Origin of the sequence: Streptomyces sp. JB150 (assembly GCF_011193355.1) — a bacterium.
Lineage (GTDB): Bacteria > Actinomycetota > Actinomycetes > Streptomycetales > Streptomycetaceae > Streptomyces.
Genome location: NZ_CP049780.1, coordinates 4,833,292 through 4,855,338, shown reverse-complemented (window position 1 = coordinate 4,855,338; position 22,047 = coordinate 4,833,292). Strand labels below are relative to the sequence as shown.

The following is a 22,047-nucleotide window of genomic DNA, read 5'->3' as shown; positions in this document are numbered from 1 at the left end:
CGGACGACGTCGTCGTCCGGCGGGTGCGCAAGAGCCCCTCCTGGTCGCCCTCTTACTGATCGTCCTCTTCGGGGTCGAAGGGGTTGTCGGGCAGGCCACCGCCGCCACCGTTGTCTCCGCCGCCGTTCGCCGGCGGGGTCGCCGTGGGCGTCGTCCGCGTCGGGGTCGGCGTCGGGGTCGGGGTGGGCGTCTGGCTCGGGGTCTGCGACGGCGTCCGGGACGGGGACTCCGACACGCTGGCGGACGGCGACGGGGACCGCGTCGTCGGCTCCTCGGACGGGGTCGGGGTGGGCGTCGGGGTCGGGGTGGGCCGGACCGCGGCGCCCTGGGTGGTGTTCAGGTCGAACCGGGTCACCTTGTCCATCGCGCCGAAGGTGTACTGGGCCCAGATCTGCGCCGGGAAGCCACCGCCGTTGACGCGGGGTTCGCCGCCGGCCTTGTACATCGGTACCTGTGCGTGCGGGGGCTTGTCGTCCTCGCCGAACAGGCCGACCGAGGTGACCAGGTCGGGGGTGTAGCCGGTGAACCAGGCCGACTTGTTGTCGTCGGAGGTGCCGGTCTTGCCGGCCACCTGCTGACCGTTGCGCAGCGGATTCTCGCGGACCGAGCGGCGGGCCGTACCGTCGTCGACCACGCCGGTGAGGACCGAGGTGACGGTGTCGGCGGCCTCGCGGCTGATGACCCGCTCGCCGACCGGGTCGGGCAGGTCGACCGTGGTGGCGCGGTGCTCGGCGGACTTCAGCAGGGTCGGGGTGACCTGCTTGCCGTGGTTGGCGAGGGTGGCGTAGGCGCCGGCCATCTCCAGCGGGCTCGCGCCCATCGAGCCGAGGGTCTGGGCGGGCACGGCCTCCAGCTCCTCGGTGTCCATGCCCAGCTCGCCCGCGACATCGAGCACCTTCTGCATGCCGACGTCCACGCCCATCTGCGCGAAGACGGAGTTGACGGACTTGTTCATCGCCGTCTGGACGGTGATGTCGCCGTAGTCGACGTCGTCCTCGTTCTCCGGGGCGAAGCCGACCCGGGTGCCGTTGTCCACGACGGGGCGCTTGCTGTCGCCGTCGTAGACGGTGCTCGCGGTGATGGGGGTGCCGTCCTGGGTGGTGGCGCCCTCCTCCAGGGCGGCGGCCAGGATCATCGGCTTGAAGGTGGAGGCGGGCTGGTAGTCGTCGCGGGTGGCGTTGTTGGTGTAGTGCTCGACGTAGTCCGTGCCGCCGTACATCGCGAGGACCCTGCCGGTCTTCGGGTCGACGGAGACGGCGCCGGCCTGGACGTCGGCGTCGACGTCCCGCTTCTTCGGGTCGAGCTTGCTGGTCAGCTGGTCCTCGACGGCCTTCTCCAGCAGCTTCTGCTTCTTGCTGTCGATGTTGACCGTGATGGTCCAGCCACCGCGCTTGATCTTGGTCAGGGCCTCTTCCATGTCGGCGGCGGAGCCCTGGGCGACCAGCTGCCGGGCGAGTTCCCGGTTGGCCTCCTCGACGATGTAGCCGTTCTGGCCCTCCATGCCGGGGGCGGCCTTGGGGTCCTCGGGCACCGGGAACGTCATGGCGGCGCGCTTGCCGGCGTCGAGCCAGCCCTCCTCGACCATGTTGTCGAGGACGTAGTCCCAGCGCTCGCGGACCAGCTTCTTTCCGGTGGGGGAGGCGATCGACCAGTCGTAGGAGTTGGGCGCCTGGAGCAGCGCGGCCAGGTAGGCGCCCTGTTCGAGGCTGAGGTCGGCGGCGTCGACGCGGTAGTACGACTGGGCGGCGGCCTGGATGCCGTAGGCGTCGCGGCCGTAGAAGCTGGTGTTCATGTAGCCCGCGAGGATCTCGTCCTTCGACATCCGGCGGTCCACCTTCAGGGAGATGACCAGCTCCTTGAGCTTGCGGCTGACCGTCTGGTCCTGGGTGAGGTAGTAGTTCTTGACGTACTGCTGGGTGATCGTCGAGCCGCCCTGCTTGCCCTTGCCGGAGAGGGTGTTGAGGACACCGCGGGCGGTGCCCTTCAGGTCGACGCCGGAGTCGCTGTAGAAGGACTTGTTCTCGGCGGCGACGAAGGCCTTCTGGACGGGCTTGGGCACTTCGGCGAGGTCGACGACCTCACGGTTGAGGCCCTTGCGGGCGAGGGTGGCGCCGTCGCTGTACTTGTAGACGTTGCCCTGTTCCTTGGCGAGGGCGTTCCCCTGGGGGATGTCGATCATCAGGTACAGCACGACGAACGCGCCGATGCCGAGCAGGCACGTCCCGAGGAACGTGCCGAGGATCTTCTTCCAGGTGAACAGCCGGCGTATGCCGCTCTTGCCGGTCGCGCCCGCCGCCCCCGACGAACGGCGGCGCCGGGGCGCCGCGCGGCGGCCACCGCGCTGTCGCGCTCGTCTCTCTTCCGCTCGTCCCATGAGTGCGTCTGCTCCGCTTCGTTCTCGGTTGTCACACAAGTCGCGTGCGTCAGGTCAGCTCTGCAAGCTAACACCGCTCTATGTGACCAAGTCGGTTCGATCCGGTCTTTTCTGGACGTGACAATCAGCACCCGCCCCACCGGAACCGACGCTTGAGAGGGGGTTGTGGTTGCCGTGACGGGGTAAAGTGATATCACTTAGCTAGATCAAAGCTATGCCGTACGAGAACGGGGGGCCACCCATGGCCACACACGACACCGCCGCCGTCGCCGATCTGCCCGACATGCCCGAACCGCGCGTCCGGGAGTTCACCGCGCACAGCATCGGCGGCGGACTCGCCCTGCTGCTGGGCCTGCTCGGGCTGCTCGGCGGGATCGCCATGGTCGTCGCCGCGACGACCGTGACGGCCGCCGGCGCCAAGGCCGCACTGATCGCCCTCGGCGTCCTGACCGGCGTCGCCGCGTTCGTCGCCATGTGCGGGCTGAACATGGTGGCGCCGGGCGAGGCCCGCGTGGTGCAGCTCTTCGGGCGCTACCGGGGCACGATCCGCCAGGACGGACTGCGCTGGGTGAACCCGCTCACCTCCCGCACCAAGATCTCGACGCGGGTCCGCAACCACGAGACCGCCGTCCTGAAGGTCAACGACGCCTACGGCAACCCGATCGAGCTGGCCGCGGTCGTGGTGTGGAAGGTCGAGGACACCGCGCAGGCCACCTTCGAGGTGGACGACTACATCGAGTTCGTCTCCACCCAGACCGAGGCGGCCGTCCGGCACATCGCCATCGAGTACCCGTACGACGCCCACGACGAGGACGGGCTCTCGCTGCGCGGCAACGCCGAGGAGATCACCGAGAAGCTGGCCGTCGAGCTGCAGGCGCGCGTCGAGGCGGCAGGCGTGCGGATCATCGAGTCCCGCTTCACGCACCTCGCCTACGCCCCCGAGATCGCCTCGGCGATGCTCCAGCGCCAGCAGGCCGGCGCGGTGGTCGCGGCGCGGCGGCAGATCGTGGACGGCGCGGTCGGCATGGTCGAGGCGGCCCTGGACCGGATCGCCGAGCGGGACATCGTGGAACTCGACTCCGAACGGAAGGCGGCGATGGTGTCCAACCTCATGGTGGTGCTGTGCGGGGACCGCTCCGCGCAGCCGGTCCTCAACACCGGGACGCTCTACCAGTGACGGACTCCGCGGAGGGACCCGCTCCCCGGCGCCGGCCGCGGCAGGAGCGCAAGCAGGTGCTGCTGCGGCTCGACCCGCTGGTGTACGAGGCGCTGGCCCGCTGGGCCGGTGACGAGCTGCGCTCGGCCAACGCGCAGATCGAGTTCCTGCTGCGCCGGGCGCTGGCCGAGTCCGGCCGGCTGCCCGGCGAAGCGGGGCCGATCCCGCGCCGGGGCCGGCCGCCCAAGGGCCCGGCGGGCGGCCGGGGCGAGCCGAGCGACAACTAGACACGGGGCGTATACACGCGACGTATACATGGTGTGTAGAGTGGCCGTCATGTCCATCGGTCACACTCTTCTCGGCCTGCTCGAGTCCGGCCCCCGCCACGGCTACGACCTCAAGCGCGCCTTCGACGCGAAGTTCGGTCAGGACCGGCCGCTGCACTACGGCCAGGTCTACTCGACGATGTCCCGCCTGCTGAAGAACGGGCTCGTCGAAGTCGACGGCATCGAGCCCGGCGGCGGCCCGGAGCGCAAGCGGTACGCGATCACCGACGCCGGGATCACCGATGTCGAACGCTGGCTCGCCACCCCGGAGAAGCCCGAGCCGTACCTGCAGTCGACCCTCTACACCAAGGTCGTCCTCGCACTCCTCACCCACCGCGACGCCGCCGACATCCTCGACGGTCAGCGCGCCGAACACCTGCGCATGATGCGCATCCTCACCGACCGCAAGCGCAAGGGCGACCTCGCCGACCAGCTGATCTGCGACCACGCCCTGTTCCACCTCGAGGCCGACCTGCGCTGGCTGGAGCTGACCGCCGCGCGTCTCGACAAGCTGGCCGCGGCGGTGGTGTCCGAGTGAGCGCCCCCGCCGGAGCCCTGCTCGTGGCCGAGGGGCTGCGCAAGACGTACGGGCCGACGACGGCGCTGGACGGCGCCGGGTTCTCCATCCACCCCGGCGAGGTCGTCGCCGTGATGGGCCCCTCCGGGTCCGGCAAGTCCACCCTGCTCCACTGCCTCGCCGGGATCGTCACCCCCGACGCAGGGTCGATCACGTACGCCGGGCGGGAGCTGGCCACCATGAGCGACGCCGGGCGCAGCGCGCTGCGGCGCAGCGAGTTCGGGTTCGTGTTCCAGTTCGGGCAGTTGGTGCCGGAGCTGACCTGCGTGGAGAACGTGGCGCTGCCGCTGCGGCTGAACGGCACGTCCCGCCGGGCCGCCGAGCGCACGGCGCTGGAGTGGATGGCCCGGCTGGAGGTCGACGGCATCGCCAAGAAGCGGCCCGGCGAGGTCTCCGGCGGGCAGGGGCAGCGCGTCGCCGTGGCGCGGGCGCTGGTGACGGGCCCGCGGGTGCTGTTCGCCGACGAGCCGACCGGCGCGCTCGACTCCCTCAACGGCGAGCGCGTGATGGAGCTGCTGACGGACGCGGCCCGGTCGGCCAACGCGGCCGTCGTGCTCGTCACCCACGAGGCGCGGGTCGCCGCCTGGTCCGACCGCGAGATCGTCGTACGGGACGGCAGGTCACGGGACATGGAGCGGATCGTATGAACCTGCGGCAGTGGGCGAGGGACCTGGGACTCGGGTTCCGGTTCGCGTTCGCCGGCGGGCGGGAAGGGTGGATCCGCGCCCTGCTGACCGCCGTCGGAGTCGGCCTCGGGGTGGCGCTGCTGCTGCTCACGACCGCGATCCCGAACGCGCTGGCGGCACGGCACGACCGGGAGAGCGCCCGCTCGGACCTCCGGTTCAGCCAGACCGAGCTGGACAAGGGCGACGACACCTTGCTCGTCGCCAACGCCGGTACGACCTTCCGCGACAAGGACATCCGCGGCCGGGTGCTGGAGCCGGAGGGGCCGCACGCCCCCGTGCCGCCCGGCGTCGACCGGCTCCCCGGCGTGGACGAGATGGTGGTCTCCCCCGCGCTGAAGCGGCTGCTGGAGTCGGACGAGGGCACGCTGCTGCGCGACCGGCTGCCGCAGCGGATCACCGGCACCATCGGGGAGAGCGGGCTGATCGGCTCGCAGGAACTCGCCTTCTACCGGGGCGGCGAGGGGCTCGCGGCGCGGCTCGGCGAGGGGGCCTCCCGGATCGACCGGTTCGGTGATCCGCTGCCGTCGACGGAGCGGATGGACCCGGTGCTGCTGCTGCTGATCCTGGTCGTCTTCGTGGTGCTGCTGATGCCGGTCGGCGTCTTCGTCGCCACGGCCGTGCGGTTCGGCGGCGAGCGCCGCGACCGGCGGCTGGCCGCGCTGCGGCTGGTCGGCGCCGACAGCCGGATGACGCGGCGGGTGGCCGCGGGCGAGGCGATGGCCGGGGCGCTGCTCGGGCTGGTCTTCGGCACCGGGTTCTTCCTGATCGGCCGCCAGTGGGCGGGGTCGGTGGAGGTGTTCCGGTTCAGCGCCTTCCCCAGCTACCTGGACCCCTCGCCGCTGCTCGCGCTGCTGGTCGCCGTCGCGGTGCCGGCCGCGGCCGTGCTGGTCACCCAGGCCGCGCTGCGCGGCGTGGTGATCGAACCCCTCGGGGTGGTGCGCACGGCGCGGCCCGCGCGGCGCCGGCTGTGGTGGCGGCTGCTGCTGCCGCTGGCGGGCCTCGGGATGCTCTACCCGATGATCGGCAACGGGCGGGACGAGGGCGAGTTCAACCAGTACCTCGTCACCGGCGGTGTCCTGCTGCTGCTGGTCGGCGTGACCGCGCTGCTGCCGTGGATCGTCGAGGCCGTCGTCGCCCGGCTCGGCGCGGGCGCGGTGTCCTGGCAGCTCGCCGTACGACGACTCCAGCTGAGCAGCGGCTCGGCGGCCCGCATGGTCAACGGCATCGCGGTGGCGGTGGCCGGGGCGATCGCGCTGCAGATGCTGTTCGCGGGCGTCGAGGACGACTACACGAAGGACACCGGGCAGGACCTCACCCGCGCCCAGATGCAGGTCGGCGTCCCGGCGGGCCTCTCGCTCGACGCGGCGCGCGCCCGCTTCGAGGCGACCGAGGGCGTCAGCCGGGTGTACGGCTTCTCCGAGGGCATGGTCGGCGACCGGGCCGAGGAGCCGGAGCGGTTCACGCAGATCGCCGTCGGCGACTGCGGGTCCCTGCGGGAGCTGGCCGCGCTGCCCTCCTGCCGGGACGGCGACGTGTTCGTGCTGGAGGGCGCCGAGTACGACACCGACGGGCTCGCACTGGCCCGGCCGGGCGGCGCGCTCTACTTCGACACCACCTCGTCCGGCGACGAGGCGACGCCGGTCGCCTGGCCCGTGCCGGAGGACATCCGGCGGGCCCGCTCGGTCCCGGACCCCACCGGCGTCCGGCGCGGCGGCATCCTGCTCACCCCGGGTGCCCTGCCCCGCGAGGCCGCGGCGGCCGTGCCCGGACAGCTCTATCTGCGGCTGGACGAGTCGGTGCCGGACGCCCGGGAGCACGTGCGCAACACCGCCGCGGACATCGACCCGTTCGTCGAGCCGATGACCTGGGTGGCCGCCAAGCAGAGCAACCGGTTCGCGGCCATCCGCACCGGCCTGTTCGTCGGCGCGAGCTGTGTGCTGCTGCTGATCGGGGCGAGTCTGCTCGTCTCCCAGCTGGAGCAGTTGCGGGAGCGCCGCAAGCTGCTCTCCTCGCTGGTCGCCTTCGGCACGCGGCGCTCGACGCTGAGCCTGTCGGTGCTGTGGCAGACGGCGGTGCCGATCGCGCTCGGTCTCGCGCTGGCCTGCGTGGTGGGGCTGACGCTGGGCACGGTGCTGCTGAAGATGACGGACACCGCGGTGCGGGTGGACTGGGCGAGTGTGCTGGCGATGACGGGGATGGGTGCGGGGGTGGTGCTTGTCGTCACGCTGCTCAGCATGCCGCCGCTGATTCGGCTGATGCGGCCGGATGGTCTGCGCACGGAGTAGCTCCGCGGGCCTGGGCGCCTACGGGGGGGGGATGGCCTGGGGTCGTGGGCGGCTGCAGGGTGGTGGGGGCTGGGCGCGCAGTTCCCCGCGCCCCTGCGGGGGGGGGACTGGGCCCCGGGTGTTGCGGCAGCCCGTGACGCCGGCCGTCCGAGGGGGGTTCGGCGGTCGTGGGCGGCTGCGGGGTAGTGGGGGCTGGGCGCGCAGTTCCCCGCGCCCCCGGGGTGGGGGAACTGGGCCTCGGCTTTCCATTGCGCCCGTGCCGGGGTCCTCAGGCGGTGTCCTCCACCACCCTTACCGGCAGGGGGCGCAGGGCGTCGCGTAGGGCGGAGGCCAGTTCTGTGTACTCGGCGCCGCGGGCGGCGCCCGCGCGCATGGCCAGGGCGATGCGGCGGGTGGGGGCGGGGTCGGCGAAATAGCCGGTGAGGAGCTGGTTGCTGCGGCTGGTCTCCACCTTGAGGGCGGTGCGCGGCAGCAGGGTGCAGCCGAGGCCGCCCGCGACCAGCTGGACGAGGGTGGACAGACCGGCGGCGGTGGTGGTCACGGGGGCGTCCTCACGGCCGGCCTCGCGGCAGATGTCGAGGGCCTGGTCGCGCAGGCAGTGGCCCTCGTCCAGGAGCAGCAGGTTGAGTTCCTTCAGCGCCTCGCGCGGGATGCCCTCCCGGCCGCCGAGCCGGTGGTCGAGCGGGGTGACCAGGACGAAGTCCTCGTCGAACAACGGCAGTTCCACCACCCCCGGCACCCCCAGCGGCACCGCGAGCAGCAGCAGGTCGAGGCGGCCGCTGGTGAGGCCGTCGAGGAGGTTGGCGGTCTGCTCCTCGTGGACCTGGAGGTCGAGATCGGGGTAGCGCTCGTGGACGAGGCGCAGCACGGTCGGCAGAAGATACGGCGCGACCGTCGGGATCACGCCGAGCCGCAGCGCCCCGGTGAAGGGCGCCCGCACCGCCTCGGCCTCCTCCATCAGCGCGCCGACTTCCTCCAGCACCGCCTTCGCGCGGACGGCGAGGCGCTCGCCGGCGGGCGAGAGCAGCACCTTGCGGGTCGTACGCTCGAGGAGGGTCACCCCCAGCACCTCCTCCAGGGCGGAGACGGCGCCGGAGAGCGCGGGCTGGCTCATGCCGATCGCCGCGGCGGCGTCCCGGAAGTGGAGATGCTCGGCGACGGCGGCAAAGGCCCTCAGCTGGGCAAGACTGGGCTGGCGCCGCTTGCCGGCATGACCCATGGGGTTCACGTTACCTACAGTCACTAATAGCTACCTCCGATCAACGCGACCAAGTGTAGCTATTTCACTAATCAATGCGCGCTGTGCCACGATCATGCTCGTCCAACCCATGGGAAACACCCGTCAAAAGCGGGTGTTTCTTCGCTGCGCTGCAAGGAGAGCTAGTGCTCACTGTCGGTGACAAGTTCCCCGAGTTCGAACTGACCGCCTGCGTCTCGCTGGAGAAGGGCAAGGAGTTCGAGAAGATCAACCACAAGACCTACGAGGGCAAGTGGAAGGTGATCTTCGCCTGGCCCAAGGACTTCACCTTCGTGTGCCCGACCGAGATCGCGGCCTTCGGCAAGCTGAACGACGAGTTCGCCGACCGTGACGCCCAGGTCCTCGGCTTCTCCGGCGACTCCGAGTTCGTCCACCACGCCTGGCGCAAGGACCACGACGACCTGCGCGACCTGCCGTTCCCGATGATGGCCGACTCCAAGCACGAGCTGATGCGTGCCCTCGGCATCGAGGACGAGGAGGGGTTCGCCAAGCGCGCGGTCTTCATCGTGGACCAGAACAACGAGATCCAGTTCACCATGGTGACCGCCGGCTCCGTCGGCCGTAACCCCAAGGAGGTCCTGCGGGTCCTCGACGCGCTGCAGACGGACGAGCTGTGCCCCTGCAACTGGAACAAGGGCGACGAGACCCTGGACCCGGTCGCGCTGCTGGCTGGTGAGTGACCCATGTCGCTCGACGCGCTGAAGTCCCGTATACCGGACTACGCCAAGGACCTGAAGCTCAACCTGGGTTCGGTCATCGGCAACTCCGACCTCCCCGCCCAGCAGCTGTGGGGCACCGTGCTGGCGACCGCCATCGCCTCGCGCTCCCCGATCGTGCTGCGTGAGCTGGAGCCGGAGGCGAAGGCGAACCTCACGCCGGAGGCCTACACCGCGGCCAAGTCCGCGGCGGCCATCATGGCGATGAACAACGTCTTCTACCGCACCCGCCACCTGCTGTCCGACCACGAGTACGGCACCCTGCGCGCCGGTCTGCGGATGAACGTCATCGGCAACCCCGGCGTCGACAAGGTCGACTTCGAGCTGTGGTCGTTCGCCGTGTCCGCGATCAACGGCTGCGGCATGTGCCTGGACTCGCACGAGCAGGTGCTGCGCAAGGCGGGCCTCGACCGCGACGTGATCCAGGAGGCCTTCAAGATCGCCTCCGTGATCCAGGCGGTCGGCGTCACGCTGGACGCCGAGGCGGTCCTGGCCGAGTGACCCGGCCGGTTCGCTGACCAAGCGCCGAAGGCCCCGTCCACCCACCGGTGGACGGGGCCTTCGGCGTTCCCGTGAAGGGTCAGGCGCCCGGCTCCGAGGGCGGCACGCCCGGCGCCGCGTCGGTCGCCGTGGCACCGTGCGGCGGCGGGGAGTGCCGCAGCGTGGACTCCGTGGAGTACGCCCGCAGATAGCCGACGACCGTGTTCGTCACCGCCACCAGCGGTACGGCGACCACCGCGCCGCCGATCCCGGCGACCATGCCGCCCGCAGCGACCGACAGCACCACGGCGAGCGGATGCACCCGCACGGCCCGCCCGAGGATGAACGGCTGCAGGATGTGCCCCTCGATCTGCTGCACCGCGAGCACCACGACCAGCGTCATCACGGCGGTGAACACGCCCTGGGTGACCAGCGCGACGACCACCGCGAGCGCCCCGGAGACCACGGCGCCGACCAGCGGGATGAAGGCGAACAGGAAGATGAACACCGCCAGCGGCACGGCCATCGGCACGTCCAGGAAGTAGATGCCGAGGCCGATGAAGATGGCGTCGATCAGGGCCACTATCACCGTGCCGCGCACATACGCCGTCAGCGTCCGCCAGGCCCGCGGCCCCGCGCCCGCCACACCGGGCCGGGCGGCGGCCGGGACCAGCCTCAGCGTCCACTCCCAGATGCGCCGGCCGTCGTAGAGCAGGAAGAGCGTGGAGAAGACGGCGAGCAGGATGCCGGTCAGCGTCTCGACGACGACCGTCACGCCCTCCAGACCGGCCGAGGTGATCTGGTCGGTGTTGGCGCCGATCGCCTCGCGCAGGTTCTCCGCGATGTCGTTGATCTGCTTGTCGGTGACGTGGAACGGGCTGTCCAGCAGCCAGCGGCGCAGCTCGTCGATGCCGTCCTGCACCTGGTCGGAGAGGTCGTCGATGTTCTCCATGACCTGCCAGGTCACGAACCAGCCGACCAGGCCCATCACCACGAACCCGAGCAGCGCGGCCAGCGCGGTGGCCAGGCCGCGCGGCACCCCGAGGCGGCGCAGCCGGCCGACGGTCGGCTGCAGCAGCGCCGTCATCAGCAGCGCGGCGACGAAGGCCAGCACCACGAGCTGGACGGCGCTGATGACCCGCATGAGCACCCAGACGGTGCCCGCCAGCACCAGCAGCCGCCAGCCGGCCTCGGCGGCGACCCTGACGCCCCACGGCACGGCCTGCGCCGGGTCGGGGCGGGGCGCGACGGCCGGGGCGTATCCGGGGGGCGGCGGCACCTGCGCCGGCGTTCCGGCCGGCTCACGTGCGCTGTCCGCGTGCTCCCGCTCGGCCTCCGCGCGGCGTTCCTCCCACTGTCTGCCCATGCGGTTCAGTCCGGCGCCCAGCCGGCCGAGCCACCCTGGCACTCGCGACATGTTCCGTCCCTCTCCCCCGTCGGGTCCCCACCACTCCTCCCTGGAGTCGTCCCGACAGACCGTACAGGGCGAAAGCCCCTCACCGTAGAACGGTGAGGGGCTGCGCGAAGCCGGGCGGGGTGCAGACCGCAGGTCGCGGGGGGCGGCCTAGTACCAGTGGTTGGCCTGCCAGAACGACCAGGCGCCGCAGGGGCTGCCGTAGCGGTCGTTCATGTAGTTGAGGCCCCACTTGATCTGCGTGGCCGGGTTGGTCTGCCAGTCGGCGCCGACGGACGCCATCTTGGACCCGGGCAGCGCCTGGAAGAGACCGTAGGCGCCGGAAGAGGGGTTGACCGCGCGGTAGTTCCAGTCGGACTCGTGGTCCACGATGTTGCTGAAGCAGGTCCACTGGTCGCCGGGCACCATCTGGCGCGCCATCGACTGGATCTGCGCGATGGAGTACGAGCTCTGGACGGCGAAGGTGGAGGCGTCGGCCCGGGCGGCGTCGCGGCTGGCCTTCTGCTCGGCCTCCTCGCGCTCCTTGGCTTCCTTGGCCTCCTGAGCGGCCTTCTCGGCCTGCTCCTTCTTCGCGATCGCGGTCTCGGCGGCCTTCTTGCGGGCCGCCTCCTCGGCGTCCTTCTTGGCGCTCGCGTCCGCGGCGATGGCCTGGACGTCGGCCTGCTGCGTCAGGGAGGCGGTCTGCACCTGGGCCTGTTGGCCCGCGGGTATGTCCGCGAGGAGCGTCAGGTCGGTTGCCGCCGCCTCGGCGTCGTTGTTCTGCGCGGTGCTGCCCGAGGCAACGCCGACGACGCTTCCGACTGCGGTGACCGCGGTGGCCGAGGCCACTGCGAGTCCCCGGACCGAAATCCGGCTCACACGGTTTCCTTCCAGCATCGCCCGCTTCGGTGACCCTGGCGGACGCAATCGTGCCCCTGGCACTGGCCTCCCCAACTACGGGGTCACGGAAGGCGCGGGCCCGGTGGGCAACTCCCCCGCGGGGAGCGCCGCATGGTGCTCGGGCGGCATACGACGGTTGCTATGGAGTTAGCGGGGTACTTCAGTTGTCCCGTACCGCTGGGGGTACGGATACAGGTGTGTCGTATGCGGGGCCTGACAGGAGTGAGACTCTGCCGCAAGGCGACGCCGTGAGGCAATTCCGAGTTGCGTGTGAAAGCTCACATCCCGTTCGACCCCCGGGATTTCGCGGTTTCCGCACGAGCGAAGGCGCCGTCCGGCTAGGCTCTTCGCCTTTCCGGACGGCGCCAAGTCACCCGCTGTCGCCCGCGGATGGGACGAGTGGATCAGAGGGTGACAAGCGGATCAGATCTGCCCTTCCTCCAGCATTTCGGTCACAAGGGCGGCGATCTGGGACCTCTCGGACCGGTTGAGGGTGACGTGCGCGAACAGCGGATGCCCCTTCAGCCTCTCCACGACGGCGACGACACCGTCGTAGCGCCCGACCCGGAGGTTGTCCCGCTGGGCCACGTCATGGGTGAGCACCACCCGGGAATTCGCCCCGATCCGCGACAGGACGGTCAGCAGGACGTTCCGCTCCAGCGACTGGGCCTCGTCCACGATGACGAACGCGTCGTGCAGCGAGCGCCCGCGGATGTGGGTGAGCGGCAGCACCTCCAGCATGCCGCGCGCGGTGACCTCCTCGATGACCTCGCGGCTGGTGACCGCCGAGAGGGTGTCGAAGACGGCCTGCGCCCAGGGGCTCATCTTCTCCGCCTCGGTGCCGGGCAGATAGCCCAGCTCCTGCCCGCCGACCGCGTACAGCGGGCGGAAGACCATGATCTTCTCGTGCTGGCGGCGCTCCAGCACCGCCTCCAGGCCCGCGCACAGTGCCAGCGCCGACTTGCCGGTGCCGGCCCGGCCGCCCATCGAGACGATCCCCACCTCCGGGTCGAGCAGCAGGTCGAGCGCGATGCGCTGCTCGGCGCTGCGCCCCTTGATGCCGAACGCCTCCCGGTCGCCGCGCACCAGCCGGACCATGCCGTCCGGCGTCACCCGGCCGAGGGCCCGGCCGCGCTCGGAGTGGATGGTCAGGCCCGTGTGCACGGGCAGGTCCGCCGCCTCGGGGACGTGGATGTGCCCTTCCTCGAAGAGGATGTCCACCTGCTCGGCCGCCAGGGTCAGTTCGGACATCCCGGTCCAGCCGGAGGAGTCCGTGATGGCGAGCTCCGCGCGGTACTCCTCGGCCAGCAGGCCGACCGAGGAGGCCTTGATCCTCAGCGGCAGGTCCTTCGACACGACGGTGACGTCGAACCCCTCGGCCTGCAGGTTGCGGGCGACCGCGAGGATGCGGGAGTCGTTGTCCCCCAGGCGGTAGCCGCTGGGCAGCACGCTGGGGTCCGAGTGGTTGAGCTCGACACGCACGGTCCCGCCGAGGTCGCCGGTGGGGATGGGGGCGTCGAGACGCCCGTACCGCACCCGGAGGTCGTCGAGCAGGCGCAGGGCCTGCCGGGCGAAGTAGCCGAGTTCGGGATGGTGCCGCTTGGCCTCCAGCTCCGTGACCACGACGACGGGCAGCACGACCTCGTGCTCGTCGAAGCGGCTCAGAGCGTTCGGGTCGGCCAGCAGGACGCTGGTGTCGAGAACATAGGTGCGCCGGTCTGGCTTGTGGCGCTGTGCGCTGGTCACCACGGAAGGACGTACCCCCTCGGATGAGGTCGGGGAGCGACGGAGCGGAAGCTGGGCCGGGAGGCGGGAAAGATCCAGGCCGGTCGACGGCCCTCGTGCACCGCGGGCCGGAAACCGGCCCTCCGCCGCTGCTTCCGTGCCGAGACCGCACGGTGGGGCTGGTGCAAAGGACCTCCCGGGCGGACGACCCCGTGCCGCCCGCTGAGATCCGACACCCGTGGTTCGGGCGTCGACCTGTCTGGTCTATGCCCTCGAACAGGCGATGCCATGCCACGGCATATGACGGCGCGCCGGTGAACTCCTGGTGACATGCGCCGTCTTGCCGGCGTTTGCCCCGCGCCGGAGGGGGTACCCGTACACCCCTCAGGGGGACTTTCGTGCGTCAGCCGCCGTAACGGCGGTGGCGTGCCGCGTAGTCGCGCAGGGCACGCAGGAAGTCGACCTTGCGGAAGGCCGGCCAGAAAACGTCGCAGAAGTAGTACTCCGAATGGGCCGTCTGCCACAGCATGAATCCGGACAGCCGCTGCTCGCCGCTGGTGCGGATGACCAGGTCGGGGTCGGGCTGGTCGCCGGTGTACAGGTGACGGCCGATCATGTCGATGTCGACGGCCTCGGCCAGCTCCGTCAGGGAGGTGCCCCGCTCGGCCGCCTCGTGCAGCATCGAGCGGACCGCGTCGGCGATCTCCTGCCGGCCGCCGTAGCCGATGGCGACGTTGACCAGTATCCCGTCGATGTGGGCGGTGGCCTCCTCGGCCTCCTTCAGGGTGGTCTGCATGCCCGCCGGCAGCAGGTCCATGGTGCCCACGTGGTGCACCCGCCAGCGGCCGTCGGCGGCGAGGGTGCGCACGACGTCCTCGATGATGCCGAGCAGCGGGACCAGTTCCTCCCGCGGCCGGTCGAAGTTGTCCGTCGACAGCAGCCAGAGCGTGACGACCTCGACGTCCGTCTCGGTGCACCAGCCGAGGAACTCCTCGATCTTCTCGGCGCCGGCCCGGTGGCCGTGCACGGTGCTGGAGCCCGCCGCCTTCGCCCAGCGGCGGTTGCCGTCCATGATCACGCCGATGTGCTTGGGCACCTGAGCGTGGTCCAGGTGGCCTTCCACCCGGCGTGCGTAGAGCCTGACCAGCAGGCCGCGCAGCTTGTCGCGCAGGTTCACGTGATTGTCAGCCCCTCCGGTGCGGATCGGACAGGGGACGGGCACGGCGCGCCTGCGGCGCCTGATGGCCGGGCGCGGATACGGGTGCGCCCCTGTCCGTATGGCGGTCCCCGGGGGCGAAGCCTACTCCTGCGGACGGGCGCAGCCGTTTCCGGGGCCCGGCGAAGGGGAAAAGAAACGGGCCGGTCCGTGGGGGGGAGACGGACCGGCCCGAGGGGGGGTTTCCACCATAACCCTTCGTAAGGGCCGGCGCGCACATCGGCGCGCCACAACTACTCTCCGAAGTCGCCCGGCAACGCCCCGCTGGTCGCGGAAGGCGCCTTTCACAAGGGGTTCCGGCCGTTTCACAGTCTCGGGCCGGACCCTCGCGGGGTCCCTCTTGCGGGCGACACGAACGCGACGGCAACGGCTTGACGCGCGGCCGGCGGGGAATCGTTCCGCGTCGGGGGAGACGAAAGCGGAGGTCAGGCCGGGCACCGTGCAGCCCCTCCACTGCGCGGTACCGCCCGCGCAGCTTTGCTCACGCGAATTGCCTTGGTCCGAACTTACGTGAGGGGAGGGGGCGGATCGAGCCGTTCCCCATAACGATGTGAAAACAGTGTGAATAAAGTGGCTGGTGGGACTGGGGAGGAAATCAAGGCAATCAGGTGGCCTACGGGCGGGTGGGCCTACGGGCGCAAGCGGACTTCCGGGCGCAAGCGGACTTCCGGGCGCAAGCGGGCTCACGGGCAGGCGGGCTTACGCGACGCAGGCGGGCTTCCGGGCCACGAACAGGTGCCGGGTGCTGTGCGCGACGAACGCGCCCTCCGCCTGGATCAGCTCGTGCAGCGCCCGCAGTCGCGGCTCGTACGCCTCGACGGTGAAGCCGGGCACCATCCACACCACCTTCCGCAGGAAGTGCACGACGGCGGCGATGTCGTGGAACTCGACCCGCAGCCGCTCCGCCCGCAGGTCCACGACCTCCAGCCCCGTGGCCTCGGCGTCGGCGCGTTCCCGCTCCGGGTCGCGCCCGCGGCGTACCTCCTCGGGCTGGGGCCCCAGGAAGTACTCCACCAGCTCGAAGACGCTGGCCGGCCCGACGTGCTGGGCGAAGTACGTGCCGCCCGGCTGGAGCACCCGCGCGATCTCGGCCCAGTGCGGTGTGACGGGGTGCCGGCTGACGACCAGGTCGAACGCGCCGTCCGCGAACGGCAACGGCGCGTCCTCCGGGGCGGCCACGACCACGACACCGCGCGGCCCGAGCAGGGCGGTGGCCTTGGCGACGTTCGGCGGCCAGCCCTCGGTGGCGGCGAGGAGCGCCGGCGCGGAGGCCGCCCGGCCGAGGGCGAAGTCCAGGACCTCCCCTCCCCCGGTCTGGATGTCCAGTACGGCGGTGGCGGCGCCGAGCCGCCCGGCCAGCGACTCGGCGTACCGCCAGGAGGGCCGCGCCTCGGTGGCCCGGCCCTCGAACCAGGAGAAGTCCCAGCCCTCGGTCGGGACGGAGGCTCCCTCGGCGACGAGTTCGTCGAAGGTGCGGGTGGGCTGACTGGGGGTGTGCTGAGCGGAGCTGTCCTGACCGGGGGTGTGCTGGCTGGGGTTGCGCTCGCTGGGGATGTGGTGGCCGTCCATGAACTGATCGTCGCGAACGCGGCGGCGCGCGGCCAACGAATAGCCGGCCGCTGACGGCGGTCCTCCCGGCTGCCGGTCAGTCGACCAGCGGCCTGACCTGCTCGGCCGCGAACCGGACGAACCCCTCCGGGTCGGGCTCGTCGGCGGTCGGCTGCAGGACGACGGAGTCGGCACCGGCCTCGGCCATCCGCCGTACGGCCTCGGCGACGTCCGCCGCGTCACCCGCGACGCCGAGACCGGGCACGTCGGCGAGCCCTTCGGCGGCCAGCTCGGCACGCAGCCGGCCGAAGGCGCCGGGACCGGTGGCGGTCAGCAGGTACACGACGATCCGATGCGGCTCGCCGTCCCCCCGGCCGGCCGCCGCGCGCCCTTCCTCGATGAGCCGCCGGGCGCGTCGTACGCCGTCCGCAGGCGTGGCCACGGTCAGGATGGTGCCGTCGGCGGCCTCGCCCGACAGCCGCAGGGAGCGCGGCCCGGTGACCCCGGCCAGTACCTCCGCCGGGGTGAGCGGGGGCCAGTCCAGCGCGACGTCGTCCAGCCGCACGTACCGCCCCTCGGTGCTGACCCGCTCGCCGCGCAGCAGGGCGCGCAGTGCGAGCAGATACTCCCGCAGCAACGTCACCGGCGACTCGGCCCGGGCGCCGACCTGCCCCATCCAGTCCTGCACGCCGTGCCCGACGCCGACGATCGCCCGGCCGGGGAACATACGGTGCAGGGTGGCCGTCTCCATGGCGGTGACGGCGACGTTGCGCAACGGCACGGGCAGCAGCCCGATGCCCACCTTCACCCGCTCGGTCCAGGCGAGCGCGGCGGCGGCCGTGGAGATCCCGCCCTCCAGGAAGCAGTCCTCCCACAGCCACAGCTCGTCGAGCCCGGAGTCGTCGGCGAGCCGCGCGAGGGCACGCAGCCGCTCGGGGGGAAGCTGCGGGCGGAACACTGCACCGAGTCCAGTCATGAACACTTCCTAACCGGAACGACGCACGCGGACAACTCCTTTAGGCCGCCGCCTGATTGCCCATCCCGGTCCACTCGCCCTGGCGCCGCGTCGGGCACCACGGGATCGTTTCCCGGCTGATGTCTGGCCGGAACCTTGGATGTATCCGTCGGGGACACCGACACCTTGGCGCGGAGCCTGCGATCCTGCGCATGATGACAGTCTGTTCCGCCGGAATCGTGCCGCAACGGGAGGTGGACTCGGATGGGCCGAAGGTGGCGCGACGGGCAGGGAACGCTGGTGATCCACGGGGTCAGGGGCGAGGTCCGGGTCGCCCTGGAGATCGCGACGTCCTACCGGGCCCGCACCAGAGGCCTGCTCGGCCGGGACACCGTGAACGGCGCGATGCTCCTCTCCCCCGCCGGCAGCATCCACACGCTCGGCATGCGCATCCCCATCGATGTCGCCTACCTCGACCGCGGGCTCCGTGTCATCGCCGTACGCACCATGCGCCCGGGCCGCATGGGGATGCCCCGGCTGCGGGCTCGGCATGTGGTGGAGGCGGAGGCAGGTGTGATGGAGGGGTGGGGGTTGAGCGCGGGGGTGGCGGTGAGGATCGTGGCTCGGGGAGAGCAAGGGGAAGCACGGGGCGATGAGTAAGCGTCAGGCTCCGTCTGCCGGACGGGTAGTCAGCGGCTCCCTGCGGGCTGGGGCAGTTTCAGCTTCAGCGGGCCGCAGCCGAGACGGGCGGCCTCGGCCTCGGCCTCGACGTAGCGGGGGAAGAGGGTGCGTACGACAGCACTCATACCGCTGCCATTGACCTGTACGAGGAACACCGTCGTGCCTGTCTGAAGGCAACGGGCACGAAAAATCCCGTGGTTGGGACCGATGCCGCCGAAGCCGGCATCGGAGCTCACCCGGTCGCCCTCGGCGAGCGCCATCCTCCCGAAGATGTCATCCCCTCCGCCACCGGAAGCGCCGGTGCCTGGACGGACTGAAGTCATACGGCATCCGGCACTCGAGTCGGCAAACCGGCCTGCGACGCACAGCCCGCGGCCTCGGCGACCGCCCTTGCCATTGAGTTGAGGATGACCATGACGTCTCTTGCTTCGGTGTCCCCCCGCAACCGATATGTGTCTCTGTACATCTCGGCCTTCACATAGTCCGTATCTCCGATGTACGCACCCTTGGCTGGCGCGTCGGTCGGGCAACGGAAGAAGAGGTCAGCTCCGTTGCTGCCTACCTGCGCAAAGACACCGATCGGGTACCGAGTTCTCCTCTCACCCGAATCCCCATTTCCTGAGGGGTAGGAGTCAGACGCCGAAAAACGGACCTGAAACAGCGGCTTGTCGTCACCTACCTGATAAACCGAACACTCACTCTGGTTCAGGTATTCGTCATAGAGGCTCTTGACCGACCCACTCACGGAGAACTTGTTCGACCGGCCTGCCTGATTCACTCCGGTGGCCTCTTCGAACCTTTTCGCGCCCGCCAAGCGTTGCAGGGCATCCTCCGCTGCAGCGTCAAGAGACCCATCACACAGGTCACTTGCAGGCATCCCAGCCTTTTCACTCCCAGCATCACTGGTGTCGGAGCCGCTACTGCAACCGCCCACCAGCATCGCAGCCGCCGCAAAGAGGACAGCCGACCTGGGAACTCTGCCCCGCATTATCGGAAGCGTCATTACTCACTCCTTGTAGGACGGTCGACCTCGGTAATCGTTCTCCAGCGTCCCCGTACCCATGTAGCTGCCCTTGATCCCTTCGATCCAATTCTGATCATCTGCCTTGTCGGCAGCCTTCGGATGACGCTCGAAGTATGCTTTGTATGTCTCTCCCAAGTCTTCCGTTCCTTGGAGATAGAACTCTCTGCTGGCCATTTGCGAAGGACCACTGGGATCGGCTGCCGCTTCTTCCGTCGCCTTATCGATTTCATGACCGAGCAGCGTATTGGCTGCGTTGACGATCTGATCCGCAGCTACAGGAGCAATCACCAGGGCGGCAGCAGTGGAACCAGGAAGAGGGACAGCGGCGACTCCGCCGGCCACCACCGCACCCGCCATCAGCTTCTTCCAGTCGGACGAGCGGGCGAGCTCCTTGTTTGCTTCCTCGGATTTCTCACCGTAAGTCGTGGCTGCCTGCTGCACGCGAGAGTGATCAAGGATTCCTCGGGCTTCCGCGCCGACAGACATGGCATCTCTGGCGCGGTTCATGTTCTCCTCACTGGTGGCCGGGTTGGCATCCAAGAGGCTCAGGGTGTACATGTGCTGCGCCGCGGTGACGATTTTGTGTGAGTCCTCATTCTGGCCGAGGACGCTCAGGAAGTCGATGGCCCCTTGATTGCCAATGCTCGCCCGGCCGTCGTAACGGGCCGGCAAGTCACCCGGATCCTTTTCGTGATCGCCGATTCCGGAAAGCTCGTAGTCGATATCGTCGATGTACGCACCGCCGATCTTCCCCAAGCTGTCGGCGAGTTCGGGCTGCGTGTGCAGCAACTTGGGGCCGCCCTCGCCTCCGTAGAGGTACGCGACCTGTTCGAAGACAGCTGCGGTGTTCGCCGTACGGCGGTCACCACCTGCCACGGTGTCTTTCGCGTCGGCGTCGTACGGGTATCCAGTCGTCGCCGCCTCCAACGCGTGACCGAGTGCGTCGCGCCCGGCCACGTAACCTTCTTTACCGTCCATCGTGGTATCGGGCAGCCAGAGACGTTCACTGGTCAGATACTTGAGATGCTCGTTGACCTCGGATTCGGTGTTGACCGTGTCTCTTTCCAACGTCGGCATGGAAGTATCCGAGAAGTCCGGGCGGGCGAAGAACTTCTCCGAAGCGCCAGGATTGTGCCCCAACGCCTCGAGGAAGCCTGTGACGGGGTGTCGGCCACGGTCATTCGCATTGCCCCACAGGTTGAGATCTCCCGTATTCCAGTTATTGACCCATGGAGTGGCGGCCCGTCCGTTGACCTGCTTGTCGTATGCGAGGAGTTCGTCACCGTATCGGTAGAGGAAATCGTCGTCGTAGTCACCGAAGCGCATCAGATTACTCATGACGGCGTAGCCGGTCGGGTTTCCGGCATCGCCGATCCCGAGCTGGTTCGGACCCAGTTTGATCATCTGGTCCTTCCAGCTCGTCATCTGGTCACTGTCGGAGAGTGTGGCTCGACCCAGAATGATTCCGAGGTTTTTCTGCAGCTGCTTGGCCTGCTTGTCCCGTGCGGGGTCGTGGTTGTATTCCCCCTGGTACGGGTCAGCTATACCAGCCCAGGAAACAAGCGCCTTCTTCGGTCCTACTTGTGTCGCGAACTCCTCCACGAAAAGCGGGTCATTCTTGTACGCGACCAGGGCGCTGTTGAGCGAAGCGAGTTCCGCACTCGTCACGTCGCGAGGATCCTTCGCGAGGATCTTGGCCATCCTGTCAGCTTCTGCGATGGCCTTGGCTGCGGAATCCCGGCTGTCATAACTTGCGCCAGAGAATCCGTACGTGGCCTGATCCACGATGAGGCGCAGTGCCTTCGCTGCGGTGGAGTCGCTCTGAGCGGCCTTGCCCAGGATGCGCTGGATCTCGTCGCGAGCATCGTCGACCTCCTGCCGGCTGACCGCTTGCTCGCCGCTCGGGTCGGATGACCAGTCCGGACGGGTGTTGGCGACGACCGTGAACGAGCCGTTCCCGGTGTCCGCAACGGTCAGGTGCTTCTTGGCGGCACGGTCGATGGCGTCGTTGAGTTGGGTCCGGTAGTCGATGAGTTCCTGTCGGGTGTCCTTGAGGATCTTGGCGACCGTGTTCGCCTGGGCATGCGCGTCAGCGAACTCAGCGGCGGTCTTCGTGATGAACTCACGGCTGACGGTGGCGTTGACGCCCGTCCACGCGGCCTTGTCGGCCCTGGCTTGTAAGTTGTCCTCGGCATCTTTCTTCAGATCGGCGAGTTTCTTCGTCATCTGTTCCCAATCGGTGATCGCTTCACCGAGCTGGGAGAAGTTGCCGTAGCGCAGGGCGTCGAGGTCCATCGGCGTCAGTGGCCCTTCCGGTCGTCGAATCCCTCGTCGAGCGTGGCGATGCTGCTGACCGCGCCGGCGATGTAGGTGTCGTCGGCAGCGTGCTGGTTCTTCGTGAACCGGAGGTGGTTCGAGATGTGGGCACAGGCGTCCAGGAGTGTCTTGGTCTGCTCGCTCCAGCGCGCCGTCACATGTTCGAGTGCGCCGCCGAGAGCGAACCCCTCACTCTTGAGGCCGTCCGCAGCCGTCTCGGAGGCGACTCGTGCGTGTCCGCTGTAGGTGGTGAAGTCGTTGAACAGGTCGCGGGCTGCCTTCCCCACGGCTTCCAGATCCTGGTTGCCGACCTTGAGGTCTCCCTGGGTGCTCCCCCGGTCGGCGGGGTACTGATTGAGCTGCATCCGTGTGGGACGATGCTCCGCCGCCGAGGCCTTGAGCTGTTCCCACTCCTCCCACGCCATACGCGT

20 protein-coding genes are annotated in these 22,047 nt (G+C 69.7%); 8 read left to right on the top strand and 12 right to left on the bottom strand.

From position 1 onward, the window contains the following. Positions 1-52 precede the first annotated feature (52 nt). Positions 53-2,374, bottom strand: a complete 2,322-nt coding sequence (locus G7Z13_RS22625) for a transglycosylase domain-containing protein (protein WP_166002062.1) — start codon at positions 2,372-2,374, stop codon at positions 53-55. 241 nt (positions 2,375-2,615) lie between these two features. Here G7Z13_RS22625 and G7Z13_RS22620 point away from each other — a divergent pair, with 241 nt between their 5' ends. From G7Z13_RS22620 to G7Z13_RS22600, 5 genes are read left to right on the top strand one after another with little or no spacing between them, the layout of a single operon-like run. Then, a complete protein-coding gene (locus G7Z13_RS22620; RefSeq protein ID WP_166002061.1) occupies positions 2,616-3,551 on the top strand; it encodes an SPFH domain-containing protein in 936 nt (311 codons plus the stop codon). Then, a complete protein-coding gene (locus G7Z13_RS22615; protein ID WP_166002060.1) occupies positions 3,548-3,817 on the top strand; it encodes a hypothetical protein in 270 nt (89 codons plus the stop codon). The genes G7Z13_RS22620 and G7Z13_RS22615 overlap by 4 nt, the downstream gene beginning before the upstream one ends. 49 nt (positions 3,818-3,866) lie before the next feature. Then, positions 3,867-4,394: a PadR family transcriptional regulator gene (locus tag G7Z13_RS22610; protein ID WP_166002059.1), complete on the top strand. Its 528-nt coding sequence runs from the start codon at positions 3,867-3,869 to the stop codon at positions 4,392-4,394. Then, positions 4,391-5,080, top strand: coding sequence for an ABC transporter ATP-binding protein (locus tag G7Z13_RS22605; protein ID WP_166002058.1), 690 nt, complete (start codon positions 4,391-4,393; stop codon positions 5,078-5,080). Before G7Z13_RS22610 ends, G7Z13_RS22605 begins: the two co-directional genes overlap by 4 nt. After that, positions 5,077-7,404, top strand: coding sequence for an ABC transporter permease (locus G7Z13_RS22600; RefSeq protein ID WP_166002057.1), 2,328 nt, complete (start codon positions 5,077-5,079; stop codon positions 7,402-7,404). Before G7Z13_RS22605 ends, G7Z13_RS22600 begins: the two co-directional genes overlap by 4 nt. Before the next feature lie 268 nt (positions 7,405-7,672). On the opposite strand, the gene G7Z13_RS22595 is transcribed toward G7Z13_RS22600, so the two are convergent. Further along, a complete protein-coding gene (locus G7Z13_RS22595) occupies positions 7,673-8,623 on the bottom strand; it encodes a LysR substrate-binding domain-containing protein (protein ID WP_166002056.1) in 951 nt (316 codons plus the stop codon). Between the two features lie 164 nt (positions 8,624-8,787). Here G7Z13_RS22595 and G7Z13_RS22590 point away from each other — a divergent pair, with 164 nt between their 5' ends. Together G7Z13_RS22590 and G7Z13_RS22585 are read left to right on the top strand one after the other, a co-directional pair. Beyond that, positions 8,788-9,342 (top strand): peroxiredoxin, encoded by a 555-nt coding sequence (locus G7Z13_RS22590; protein WP_166002055.1) that lies wholly within the window; start codon positions 8,788-8,790, stop codon positions 9,340-9,342. A 3-nt stretch (positions 9,343-9,345) separates the two neighbouring features. Further along, complete coding sequence (locus G7Z13_RS22585) at positions 9,346-9,879, top strand: alkyl hydroperoxide reductase (RefSeq protein ID WP_166002054.1); 534 nt, start codon at positions 9,346-9,348, stop codon at positions 9,877-9,879. A 79-nt stretch (positions 9,880-9,958) separates the two neighbouring features. On the opposite strand, the gene G7Z13_RS22580 is transcribed toward G7Z13_RS22585, so the two are convergent. From G7Z13_RS22580 to G7Z13_RS22555, 6 genes are all read right to left on the bottom strand, one after another. Continuing rightward, a complete protein-coding gene (locus tag G7Z13_RS22580) occupies positions 9,959-11,275 on the bottom strand; it encodes an AI-2E family transporter (RefSeq protein ID WP_166002053.1) in 1,317 nt (438 codons plus the stop codon). A 147-nt stretch (positions 11,276-11,422) separates the two neighbouring features. Then, positions 11,423-12,130 (bottom strand): transglycosylase SLT domain-containing protein, encoded by a 708-nt coding sequence (locus G7Z13_RS22575; protein ID WP_166002052.1) that lies wholly within the window; start codon positions 12,128-12,130, stop codon positions 11,423-11,425. A gap of 444 nt (positions 12,131-12,574) precedes the next feature. Then, positions 12,575-13,900, bottom strand: a complete 1,326-nt coding sequence (locus tag G7Z13_RS22570; RefSeq protein WP_166002051.1) for a PhoH family protein — start codon at positions 13,898-13,900, stop codon at positions 12,575-12,577. 379 nt (positions 13,901-14,279) lie between these two features. Beyond that, positions 14,280-15,053 (bottom strand): isoprenyl transferase, encoded by a 774-nt coding sequence (locus tag G7Z13_RS22565; RefSeq protein ID WP_166002050.1) that lies wholly within the window; start codon positions 15,051-15,053, stop codon positions 14,280-14,282. Between the two features lie 738 nt (positions 15,054-15,791). Beyond that, complete coding sequence (locus G7Z13_RS22560; RefSeq protein ID WP_166002049.1) at positions 15,792-16,661, bottom strand: class I SAM-dependent methyltransferase; 870 nt, start codon at positions 16,659-16,661, stop codon at positions 15,792-15,794. Positions 16,662-16,737: 76 nt separating this feature from the next. Beyond that, entirely contained in the window at positions 16,738-17,616 is an 879-nt protein-coding gene (locus G7Z13_RS22555; protein WP_166002048.1) for an LLM class flavin-dependent oxidoreductase, read from the bottom strand. 243 nt (positions 17,617-17,859) lie between these two features. Here G7Z13_RS22555 and G7Z13_RS22550 point away from each other — a divergent pair, with 243 nt between their 5' ends. Continuing rightward, positions 17,860-18,255, top strand: coding sequence for a DUF192 domain-containing protein (locus G7Z13_RS22550; RefSeq protein WP_166002047.1), 396 nt, complete (start codon positions 17,860-17,862; stop codon positions 18,253-18,255). Between the two features lie 29 nt (positions 18,256-18,284). Here G7Z13_RS22550 and G7Z13_RS22545 read toward each other — a convergent pair whose 3' ends face one another. From G7Z13_RS22545 to G7Z13_RS22530, 4 genes are read right to left on the bottom strand one after another with little or no spacing between them, the layout of a single operon-like run. After that, a complete protein-coding gene (locus G7Z13_RS22545; RefSeq protein ID WP_165994894.1) occupies positions 18,285-18,536 on the bottom strand; it encodes a hypothetical protein in 252 nt (83 codons plus the stop codon). A 59-nt stretch (positions 18,537-18,595) separates the two neighbouring features. Beyond that, on the bottom strand, positions 18,596-19,279 hold the full coding sequence (locus G7Z13_RS22540; RefSeq protein ID WP_166002046.1) for a hypothetical protein: 684 nt from the start codon (positions 19,277-19,279) through the stop codon (positions 18,596-18,598). Between the two features lie 3 nt (positions 19,280-19,282). After that, positions 19,283-21,595: a hypothetical protein gene (locus tag G7Z13_RS22535; protein WP_166002045.1), complete on the bottom strand. Its 2,313-nt coding sequence runs from the start codon at positions 21,593-21,595 to the stop codon at positions 19,283-19,285. Positions 21,596-21,600: 5 nt separating this feature from the next. Further along, positions 21,601-22,041: a hypothetical protein gene (locus G7Z13_RS22530; protein WP_166002044.1), complete on the bottom strand. Its 441-nt coding sequence runs from the start codon at positions 22,039-22,041 to the stop codon at positions 21,601-21,603. Between the last annotated feature and the right edge of the window lie 6 nt (positions 22,042-22,047).

Bases quoted from the DNA above. Each gene is read 5' to 3' on its own strand.
- G7Z13_RS22625 (WP_166002062.1), bottom strand. From the start codon at position 2,374: ATGGGACGAGCGGAAGAGAGACGAGCGCGACAGCGCGGTGGCCGCCGC.
- G7Z13_RS22620 (WP_166002061.1), top strand. From the start codon at position 2,616: ATGGCCACACACGACACCGCCGCCGTCGCCGATCTGCCCGACATGCCC.
- G7Z13_RS22610 (WP_166002059.1), top strand. From the start codon at position 3,867: ATGTCCATCGGTCACACTCTTCTCGGCCTGCTCGAGTCCGGCCCCCGC.
- G7Z13_RS22600 (WP_166002057.1), top strand. From the start codon at position 5,077: ATGAACCTGCGGCAGTGGGCGAGGGACCTGGGACTCGGGTTCCGGTTC.
- G7Z13_RS22595 (WP_166002056.1), bottom strand. From the start codon at position 8,623: ATGGGTCATGCCGGCAAGCGGCGCCAGCCCAGTCTTGCCCAGCTGAGG.
- G7Z13_RS22585 (WP_166002054.1), top strand. From the start codon at position 9,346: ATGTCGCTCGACGCGCTGAAGTCCCGTATACCGGACTACGCCAAGGAC.
- G7Z13_RS22580 (WP_166002053.1), bottom strand. From the start codon at position 11,275: ATGTCGCGAGTGCCAGGGTGGCTCGGCCGGCTGGGCGCCGGACTGAAC.
- G7Z13_RS22560 (WP_166002049.1), bottom strand. From the start codon at position 16,661: ATGGACGGCCACCACATCCCCAGCGAGCGCAACCCCAGCCAGCACACC.
- G7Z13_RS22555 (WP_166002048.1), bottom strand. From the start codon at position 17,616: ATGACTGGACTCGGTGCAGTGTTCCGCCCGCAGCTTCCCCCCGAGCGG.
- G7Z13_RS22550 (WP_166002047.1), top strand. From the start codon at position 17,860: ATGGGCCGAAGGTGGCGCGACGGGCAGGGAACGCTGGTGATCCACGGG.
- G7Z13_RS22545 (WP_165994894.1), bottom strand. From the start codon at position 18,536: ATGGCGCTCGCCGAGGGCGACCGGGTGAGCTCCGATGCCGGCTTCGGC.
- G7Z13_RS22540 (WP_166002046.1), bottom strand. From the start codon at position 19,279: ATGACGCTTCCGATAATGCGGGGCAGAGTTCCCAGGTCGGCTGTCCTC.
- G7Z13_RS22535 (WP_166002045.1), bottom strand. From the start codon at position 21,595: ATGGACCTCGACGCCCTGCGCTACGGCAACTTCTCCCAGCTCGGTGAA.
- G7Z13_RS22530 (WP_166002044.1), bottom strand. From the start codon at position 22,041: ATGGCGTGGGAGGAGTGGGAACAGCTCAAGGCCTCGGCGGCGGAGCAT.